The sequence below is a fragment of the Neisseria sp. P0009.S007 genome, assembly GCF_051962515.1.
The window spans coordinates 1-8,925 of sequence record NZ_JBQCVF010000091.1 but is presented as its reverse complement, the minus strand read 5'-3'; the positions used below and the strand labels follow the sequence as shown (position 1 = coordinate 8,925).

Annotated in this window: 7 protein-coding genes; 5 read left to right on the top strand and 2 right to left on the bottom strand. The window is 49.1% G+C overall.

Features of this window, described 5'->3' with window-relative positions:
* A partial coding sequence (locus tag ACTHS3_RS08785; RefSeq protein WP_440367706.1) for an NAD-dependent succinate-semialdehyde dehydrogenase occupies positions 1-1,382 on the bottom strand: 1,382 nt, incomplete at its 3' end.
* A 329-nt stretch (positions 1,383-1,711) separates the two neighbouring features.
* Here ACTHS3_RS08785 and dnaG point away from each other — a divergent pair.
* The gene (gene dnaG / locus ACTHS3_RS08780) at positions 1,712-3,484 is read left to right on the top strand and encodes a DNA primase (RefSeq protein WP_049335257.1); all 1,773 of its coding nucleotides are present in this window, start codon (positions 1,712-1,714) and stop codon (positions 3,482-3,484) included.
* A gap of 194 nt (positions 3,485-3,678) precedes the next feature.
* Positions 3,679-5,631: an RNA polymerase sigma factor RpoD gene (gene rpoD / locus ACTHS3_RS08775; RefSeq protein WP_004520313.1), complete on the top strand. Its 1,953-nt coding sequence runs from the start codon at positions 3,679-3,681 to the stop codon at positions 5,629-5,631.
* Between the two features lie 104 nt (positions 5,632-5,735).
* Here rpoD and ACTHS3_RS08770 read toward each other — a convergent pair whose 3' ends face one another.
* Positions 5,736-7,088 (bottom strand): polynucleotide adenylyltransferase PcnB, encoded by a 1,353-nt coding sequence (locus tag ACTHS3_RS08770; protein WP_070625576.1) that lies wholly within the window; start codon positions 7,086-7,088, stop codon positions 5,736-5,738.
* Between the two features lie 216 nt (positions 7,089-7,304).
* Here ACTHS3_RS08770 and ACTHS3_RS08765 point away from each other — a divergent pair, with 216 nt between their 5' ends.
* From ACTHS3_RS08765 to ACTHS3_RS08755, 3 genes are all read left to right on the top strand, one after another.
* On the top strand, positions 7,305-7,490 hold the full coding sequence (locus ACTHS3_RS08765; protein ID WP_003680728.1) for a DUF3460 family protein: 186 nt from the start codon (positions 7,305-7,307) through the stop codon (positions 7,488-7,490).
* Positions 7,491-7,502: 12 nt separating this feature from the next.
* On the top strand, positions 7,503-8,171 hold the full coding sequence (locus ACTHS3_RS08760; RefSeq protein WP_070625578.1) for a class I SAM-dependent methyltransferase: 669 nt from the start codon (positions 7,503-7,505) through the stop codon (positions 8,169-8,171).
* 14 nt (positions 8,172-8,185) lie between these two features.
* On the top strand, positions 8,186-8,925 hold a 740-nt coding region (locus ACTHS3_RS08755; RefSeq protein WP_440367703.1), incomplete at its 3' end, for a tetratricopeptide repeat protein.

Genomic DNA, 8,925 nt, shown 5'->3' with positions numbered 1-8,925 from the left:
TATTTACTGCCTTCACGTCCCAAACCGCTGCGTTTTACGCCGCCAAACGGTGCTACTTCATTACTGATTAAGCCCGTATTGATGCCGACCATGCCGTATTCCAAGGCTTCGCCGACGCGCCATTGACGGGCGGTGTCAGAGGTAAAAAGGTAAGCTGCCAAACCGTATTCCGTATTGTTCGCAGCCTCGATAACTTCGGCTTCGGTTTCAAAACGGAACACCGGACACAAAGGTCCGAAGGTTTCCTCGCGAGCTACCGCCATTTGCGCCGTAACGCCGCTTAAAACAGTCGGCTCAAAAAATGTTCCGCCCAACGCGCTGCGTTTGCCGCCAGTCAGGCAAACCGCGCCTTTGGAGAGCGCGTCGACGATGTGCTGCTCGACTTTCTCCACCGCTTTTTCCTCAATCAATGGCCCTTGGTTGACGCCTTCATCCAAGCCGTTGCCCAATTTGAGCGCAGCCACTTTTTCACTTAATTTGCTGCAAAATTCGTCGTAAATGCCGGATTGAGCGTAAACGCGGTTGGTGCAGACGCAGGTCTGACCGCTGTTGCGGAACTTGCTGGCCAGAGCGCCTTCAACGGCTTTGTCCAAATTGGCATCGTCAAACACGATAAACGGCGCATTGCCGCCCAGTTCCAAACTGAGTTTTTTAATGTCTGCCGCGCTGTCGGCAAAAATCTTCGCGCCGACTTCGGTTGAGCCAGTAAAGCTGATTTTGCGCACAGTCGGATTCGTGGCAAATTCATGGCTGATTTCCGAAGCACTACCGCTGACAACAGGCAACAAATCCTGCGGCACGCCGGCTTCATAAGCCAAAACGACCAATGCATACGCACTCAAAGGCGTGAGCGATGCAGGTTTAACTATCATCGCACAGCCCACCGCCAAAGCAGGCGCAGCCTTGCGCGCAATCATCGCAAACGGGAAGTTCCACGGCGTAATCGCAGCGGTAACGCCGACAGGCTGTTTCAGTACAACCAGTTTTTGCGACGCTTTCACACTTGTCAGCACATCGCCGTCAATCCGCCGCGCCTCTTCCGCAAACCAGCGCACAAACGAAGCCGCATAATCAATTTCACCACGCGCCTCAGTCAGGCTTTTGCCCTGCTCCATCGTCATGATACGCGCGAGTTCTTCTTTGTTTTCTTTAATCAAAAAATACCAGCGCCACAACACATCGGCCCGCTCCAACGCAGTTTTTGCCGCCCATAATTTTTGTGCCGCCTCTGCCTTTTGAATCAAAAGCTTCAGGCCGTCTGAATCAGTCTTACGGACAAACGCCAAAGCCTCACCTGTTGCAGGGTTATCAACTTTAATGGCATCTGGAATCGGAGAAAAGGAAATATCGGGATGATTGAGCAAACGTGCAAAATCTTTCATGAGAAACGACCTTTCTAAAACCGAGGATATACGTTCATTATCATATTCATACCATGAAAGCGCAACTGAATCGCAAAATAAGACAACAGCAAAGGTCGTCTGAATATCTTATAGCCGGCCTTTGCTTTAACGACATCATATCTATCTTAATAACGAATGAAATACGATTATTAATACCCTACCTCAAAAGGATAAGACACATGTATTACAACTATTTGCTATAATACAAAACTCATCTCGACCCTCATCTAAAATTCCATTTTCAGACGGCCTTTGTCTGTTTATAAGGCCGTCTGAAATATTTTCCGTCCATCCTCTTCTGCCGAACCATGATTCCATCTGATTTCATTGACGAGCTTTTGTCCAAAGTCGATATTGTCGATATTATCGACGAACAGGTTCCGCTGAAGAAAGGCGGGGCGAACTATATGGCCTGCTGTCCGTTTCATAAGGAAAAGACGCCATCGTTTTCGGTCAGCCCGACCAAGCAGTTTTACCATTGCTTCAGTTGCGGGGCTCATGGTTCGGCGATTGGTTTTGTGATGGAACATCAGGGGCTGTCGTTTCCGGAGGCGGTGCAGTTTTTGGCTGATCGCGTCGGTATGACAGTGCCTAAAGTTCGCGGGCAGGAAGACAACCCCGAAATCCGTGCCGAACGTAAAAAAAAGCAACAAACTTTGGAAGAAACGACGGCGGCGGCGGCGGATTTTTATGCGCAACAGTTGAAATTCAATCCGGTGGCGAAGGCTTATTTGGATAAGCGCGGCTTGAGTGCGGAAGTCATCGCGCATTATGGTTTGGGCTATGCGCCTGACGGTTGGCAACCTTTGGCGCAAGTATTCCAACCCTATCCGAATACTGCGTTAGTGGATACGGGTATGGTCATTGATAACGAAGGCAAACATTATGACCGCTTTCGCCATCGGGTTATGTTCCCCATCCGCAATCCTCGCGGACAGGTCATCGGCTTTGGTGGCCGCGTATTGGATGACTCCAAACCCAAATACCTGAATTCTCCCGATACCCCTTTGTTCGATAAAGGGAAAAACCTTTACGGGCTATATGAAGGGCGTGCTGCCGTAAAAGAGGCAGGACGGATTTTGGTGGTCGAAGGCTACATGGACGTGGTCGCATTGGCGCAGTTCGGCGTCGGCTACGGCGTAGCGGCTTTGGGTACGGCAACCACGGCGGAACACGTCAAAATCCTGATGCGTCAGGCCGACAGTATTTATTTTTGTTTTGATGGCGACAGCGCGGGACGTAAAGCGGCTTGGCGCGCGCTGGAAAATGCGTTACCGCAATTAAAAGACGATAAATCGCTGCATTTTCTATTCCTACCCGAAGAACACGACCCAGACAGCTACATCCGTGCCTATGGCAAGGCTCAATTTGAAGATGCCTTGTTAAACCAAAGCAAGCCCCTATCGGAATACTTTTGGGAACATCTTTCAGACGGCCTCAACCTCAATACGCAAGAAGGCAAAGCAGAATTGGTCAAAACCAGTTCTCCGCTTTTAGCGCAAATTACCGCGCCGGCATTGGGCTATCTCCTGAAACAAAAACTTAGTGAGTTGGTGGGTATTGATCCTGACAACCTCGCCCAGTTACTCGGACAAGAAGCGCCCAAGCGGCACGTCAAACAAAAAAGTTACAAACTGCCGCCTATTTCTGTCAAACAGCCAACCATGCTGACACTGGTTCAAAGACAGATACGAAGCCTCTTGATAAATCCGGCTTGGGCTTCATATATAGACCTGCCCGATTATCTGGCGTTAAGCGGCGATTTTGCCTGCCTTGCCAATTTGGCCGAAACCATCAAGCATCACGACACGACTCCTGCAACTGCACAAGTGTTTGAATATATGCGCGGTTCGCCCTATGAGGAAACCGTCAATCAAATCTTTTTATCGACCCTTCACTCTGAAGAAATGGAAGGGGATAACGAAGAAGATTGCGAAAGTTTCCAAATCGGCATGAAAAAGTTGTTAAATGAATTAAAATACAGTCAAATCGAAACTTTAAAGCAAAAAAGTATTCAAACTGGTTTGACTGAAAATGAAAAAAGACTATTGCTGTCGCTTTTGACGGCAAAGCAAAACTAACCCCTCAGGCCGTCTGAACAATCTAAACACACGCTGCGAAACATGACACGCAGAACACTCCATCTGTAATATTTTCAGACAGCCTCAGAGTATTAAAGTGAAATCTGATTTCACAACAAAAAGCTCTGCTCCGCCTTCAGGTACGGCCACATCACCGTAAACCGTCGGCATCCTATCAACCTAGAGAGCAATCCATGTCTAAAAACCAAAACTACGAAGAATACCAAGACCAAGATGACAACCGTCCCTTGAGTATCGAAGAGCAGCGCGCGCGTCTGCGCCAACTCATTATCATGGGTAAAGAACGCGGCTACATCACTTATTCTGAAATTAACGACGCTCTGCCCGACGATATGTCCGATGCCGAACAAATCGACAACATCGTCAGCATGATTTCCGGCTTGGGCATCCAAGTAACCGAGCAAGCCCCCGATGCTGAAGACATCCTCTTGAGCGACAACGCCGCCGCCATGACCGACGACGATGCTGTTGAAGAAGCCGAAGCAGCACTCTCCAGCGCAGATTCAGAATTCGGCCGCACAACCGACCCTGTGCGTATGTATATGCGTGAAATGGGGCAAGTCGATCTGTTGACGCGTGAAGACGAAATCATCATCGCCAAAAAAATCGAAAATGCACTGAAAAACATGGTGCAGGCAATCTCCGCCTGCCCGGGTTCGATTGCCGAAATTCTGGCGTTGATCGAGCAAGTCCGCAACGACGAAATCCGTGTGGATGAGGTCGTTGAAGCCATCATCGACCCTAATGAAGTTTTGTTGAACGAATTGGGCTTAGGTCATTTGGAAAATGCCAAACCTGATGATGAAGAAGGTGAAACCGATAGCGATGATGAAGATGGCGACGAGGAAGATGAAGACGATTCAGGTAACGACTCTGAAGCCATATCCGCCGCCCATTTAGCCGAACTGAAACAAAAAGTTTTGGAACACTTCGCCTTTATCGAGAGCGAATACGGCAAAATGATCAAGCAGTTGGAAAAACACGGCAGTCAGCACGCCAACTACCTGAAACACCGCGATGCCATTGCCAACAAACTGTTAGAAGTCCGTTTTGCCACACGTCAAATCGAAAATTTGAGCAGCAACCTACGCAGTCGCGTTGAAAACATCCGCAAACTCGAACGCGAAATCCGCGATATCTGTATCGACCGCGTACGTATGGAACGCGACTACTTCATCGAAAACTTCCTGCCTGCTATTACCGATTTGGAATGGGTTGAAAAAGAAGTAGCCAAAGGCCGTGTATGGGCAAACGCATTGGATCGTTTCCGCCACGCCATCCTAGAAAAACAAGCCGAGCTGGCCAATATGGAAACCGAAACCCGCATTTCCATCGAAGAGTTGAAAGAAATCAACAAAAACATGGTGCTGAGCGAGAAAGAAACCTCAGCAGCCAAACAGGAAATGATTCAGGCCAACTTACGTTTGGTTATTTCCATTGCTAAAAAATACACCAACCGCGGCTTGCAGTTCCTGGATTTGATTCAAGAAGGCAATATCGGCCTGATGAAAGCGGTGGACAAATTCGAATACCGTCGCGGCTACAAGTTCTCGACTTACGCCACATGGTGGATCCGTCAAGCGATTACCCGTTCCATCGCCGACCAAGCGCGTACCATCCGCATTCCGGTTCACATGATTGAAACCATCAACAAAATGAACCGTATCTCGCGCCAATACCTGCAAGAAACCGGTGAAGAACCTGATTCCGCCAAACTGGCCGAGTTGATGGAAATGCCGGAGGACAAAATCCGCAAAATCATGAAAATCGCCAAAGAGCCGATTTCCATGGAAACACCGATTGGCGACGACGACGATTCGCACTTGGGCGACTTCATCGAGGATGCCAACAACGTTGCGCCGGCAGAAGCTGCGATGTACACCAGCCTGCACGAAGTAACCAAAGAAATCCTCGAAAGCCTGACCCCGCGCGAAGCCAAAGTGTTGCGTATGCGTTTCGGTATCGATATGAATACCGACCACACTTTGGAAGAAGTCGGCAAACAATTTGACGTAACCCGCGAACGTATCCGTCAAATCGAAGCCAAAGCCCTGCGCAAGCTGCGCCATCCTACCCGCAGCGACCGCCTCCGCAGCTTCCTCGACAGCGAAGAAAACAAATCGTAAAAGCAAACCGCAGGTTGAAAGACCTGCGGTTTTTATTAAAATACAAAAAGGCCGTCTGAAAACCAAATCTCAAAAGATTTAATGGTTTCAGACGGCCTTAAATTTTATTCAGCCTCAGTGGTTTTCTTTTTTGGACGGCGGCGGCGACGTTTGGGTTTGCCGTCAGTTGATCCACTTTGTTTCTGACGTTTGCGCTCATTGGCCGCAGTCATTTGCTGACGGGTTTCCTCATCGGCATGCTGGAAAGTTGTCCACCAAGAAGCCATCTCTTTATCAACCTCGCCAACTTCGCTACGCAAAATCAGGAAGTCATAAGCGGCACGGAAACGGGCTTGAGCCAACAGACGATACGGGCGCGCACCGCGCATATTGTCGAATTGCGGCTGAAATTGCCAGATTTCACGCATGGTTGCAGAGAATCTTTGCGGTACGCCCCAACCTTTCTCCACCGTATCGCGCATGGTGTTCATCGCATCCATCAGCGCAGGGACAGGTTTTTGACCATGGCTTTGATTGCGTTGCCAAATGGCGTTTAGTGTCGGCCACAATACTGCCGCCAATACGAAACCGACGGAAACGGACTTATCCGCACGGATACGCTCGTCGGTATTTTTCAAGGCCAACATAATCATACGGTTTTCAGCCGCTTCGGCAGTTTTCAAGGCATCTAAAAGCGGATGGATGCCTTCGGGAATACCCAACTCGTTTAGCCTTTTCAAACAGGCACGAGAATAACCGGAAAACAGAATTTTCAGAATTTCGTCAAAAAGACGGGCCACAGGCTCATTTTTCAGACGGCCTGCATATTCTGCAATTGGCAAAGCCGTTTGCTCTTCCACTTCAAAGCCCAACTTGCCCGACAAACGGACGGCACGAAGAATACGGACTGGGTCTTCCTGATAGCGTTCGGCAGGATCGCCTATCATCACCAATTTTTTATCGGCAACATCAGCCACGCCCTGATGGAAGTCCCAAATCTCCTCTTTAATCGGGTCGTAATACAGCGCATTACAAGTAAAGTCGCGACGCATGGCATCTTCTTCAATGCTGCCGTAAGTATTGTCCTTCATAATGCGGCCTTGCGCATTTTGCTGAACCTTATCGCCACCGCGGAACGTCGTCACTTCAATGGTTTCAGGACCAATCATCACATGAACGATTTGGAAGCGGCGGCCGATAATGCGGCTGCGGCGGAATACTTTGCGGATTTGCTCCGGCGTGGCATCGGTTGCGATATCAAAGTCTTTGGGCTCGACCCCGAGCAACAAATCCCGAACGGCCCCACCTACAACATAAGTCTGAAAACCGGCTTCATGCAGGCGTTTGGCAATTTTCTCTGCGGCAAAGCTCAACATATCCGCGCGGATACCGTGTTGCTCAAGCGGGATAATTTCCTTTTCGGGCAACGATTTGACGTGTTTTTTAGGCAACACTTTATGCAGCCATTTTTTTAACATAAGCAGCTCTTTTCACAATAAAAAAGGCCGTCTGAAACTTGTCTGGCTTAAGCCTTTGCACAATATTCTGTCGCAGAAGGGGCAAAACATTGAGCAAAGGCTTCAGACGGCCTAAAAAAGACGTGCCATTATACCTTATGGAAGTTCGATTAATTAGCGTATTGGCAAAAAATATCGGCTATAATGACGGTCTGACAACGATGCAGGCAGAACATCATGTACCACTACAAATCCGAAGCTACCCAATTCCTAGACAAACTCATGGAAGACAATCCCGAAATGGAAGCACAACGCCTCGAAAACCGCCATTTGCTGTGGGATGTTACCCTCAATCCGACAGAGCAGGCCGAATTTGAAGCGGCCAAAGTCAACAAAAAACCGTACACCTACTATCAAGACTAATCCCGTATCGGCATGACGACCAACACACACAATACCGATCCGGCATTACAACATTACCTTAACAGCATCGGTCAATCCGAACATCCCGTTTTGACCGCATTGCGCGAGCGTACCCAATCACATCGTCTGGGAAAGATGGCCATCGCCCAAGAGCAGGCGGCCATGTTGGTGTGGTTGTCCAAATTATTGAATGCCAAAAAATATTTGGAAGTTGGCGTCTTTACCGGTTACAGCAGCGCCGCCATGGCGCTTACCCTCCCCGAAGACGGCAAAATCACGGCTTGCGACATTAATGTAACCTTTACCGATATTGCCCGCGAAACATGGCAGGCAGCAGGCGTAGCGCATAAAATCTCGCTTCATCTGCAACCGGCTTTGCTGACTTTGGACGATTTGATTGCGCAAGGAGAATCAGAAAGCTACGACTTGGCACTTATCGATGCCGACAAACCGCCTACGCCAAAATATTTCGAACGCTGTTTGCAACTGGTACGGAGTGGCGGCGTGATTGCCATCGACAATATCTTGTTGGGTGGGCGCGTCATGAATGAAGCTGCCGAAAATGATCCGCCCAGCTTGGATATCCTGCGCCATTTCAACCAAAATCTGCCGCGCGATACACGCATTATTCCCATTACCCTGCCTGTCGGCGACGGTTTGACACTGCTACTAAAAAAATAAAACGACACAATCCGATGAAAACATTATCACATTCCCTGTTTCTTTTGCCGCTTACTCTATTGGCCACATCGTGCGCCGTTTCCCATCCTCTTCAACCAGCCGATAATCCTAACTTCGTCCTGCCGGATATTCCGCGTGAGCCTTTGCCTGAAAAAAGTATTCCCTATCCGCGTTTGGACGCACAAACCCAGATTGACCACTTAGGTATACAAATTGCCCGACTGGAACGCACGGTTGAAGAATTAAATCAACGCTTGCACACATTGGAACAACAACGGACTATCAAACGTCCGACTACTTCTGCTTCCAATCCCAAAGCCCAGCGATTGGACGACCGCAAGCTGAAAATGAACTATTTGGCAAATGGCGGCGGCGTGCCGTCTGAAACAGACTCAGCCGCACAAAACGAATTACGCCTTTATAATCAGGCGCAAAAATACTATCAGCGTAACAACTATTCCGCCGCAGTGGCCATTTTGAAAGAGGCTGACGGCGGCAATGGCAGCGAAATTGCCCGCCGCAATATGTACCTGCTCCTGCAAAGCCAACAACGTCTGGGCAACTGCGAATCCGTTATCGAAATCGGCAACCGCTACGCCAACCGATTCCGCAACAGCCCGCAAGCTCCCGATGCCATGTACAGCATCGGCCAATGCCAATACAAACTGCAACAAAAAGACATCGCCCGCAGCACATGGCGCAAACTGATACAAAGCTTCCCCAACAGCGAAGCGGCAAAACGCGCTTCCATCAG

Coding starts and splice junctions, on each gene's coding strand:
- dnaG (WP_049335257.1), top strand. CDS start 1,712: ATGATTCCATCTGATTTCATTGACGAGCTTTTGTCCAAAGTCGATATT.
- rpoD (WP_004520313.1), top strand. CDS start 3,679: ATGTCTAAAAACCAAAACTACGAAGAATACCAAGACCAAGATGACAAC.
- ACTHS3_RS08770 (WP_070625576.1), bottom strand. CDS start 7,088: ATGTTAAAAAAATGGCTGCATAAAGTGTTGCCTAAAAAACACGTCAAA.
- ACTHS3_RS08765 (WP_003680728.1), top strand. CDS start 7,305: ATGTACCACTACAAATCCGAAGCTACCCAATTCCTAGACAAACTCATG.
- ACTHS3_RS08760 (WP_070625578.1), top strand. CDS start 7,503: ATGACGACCAACACACACAATACCGATCCGGCATTACAACATTACCTT.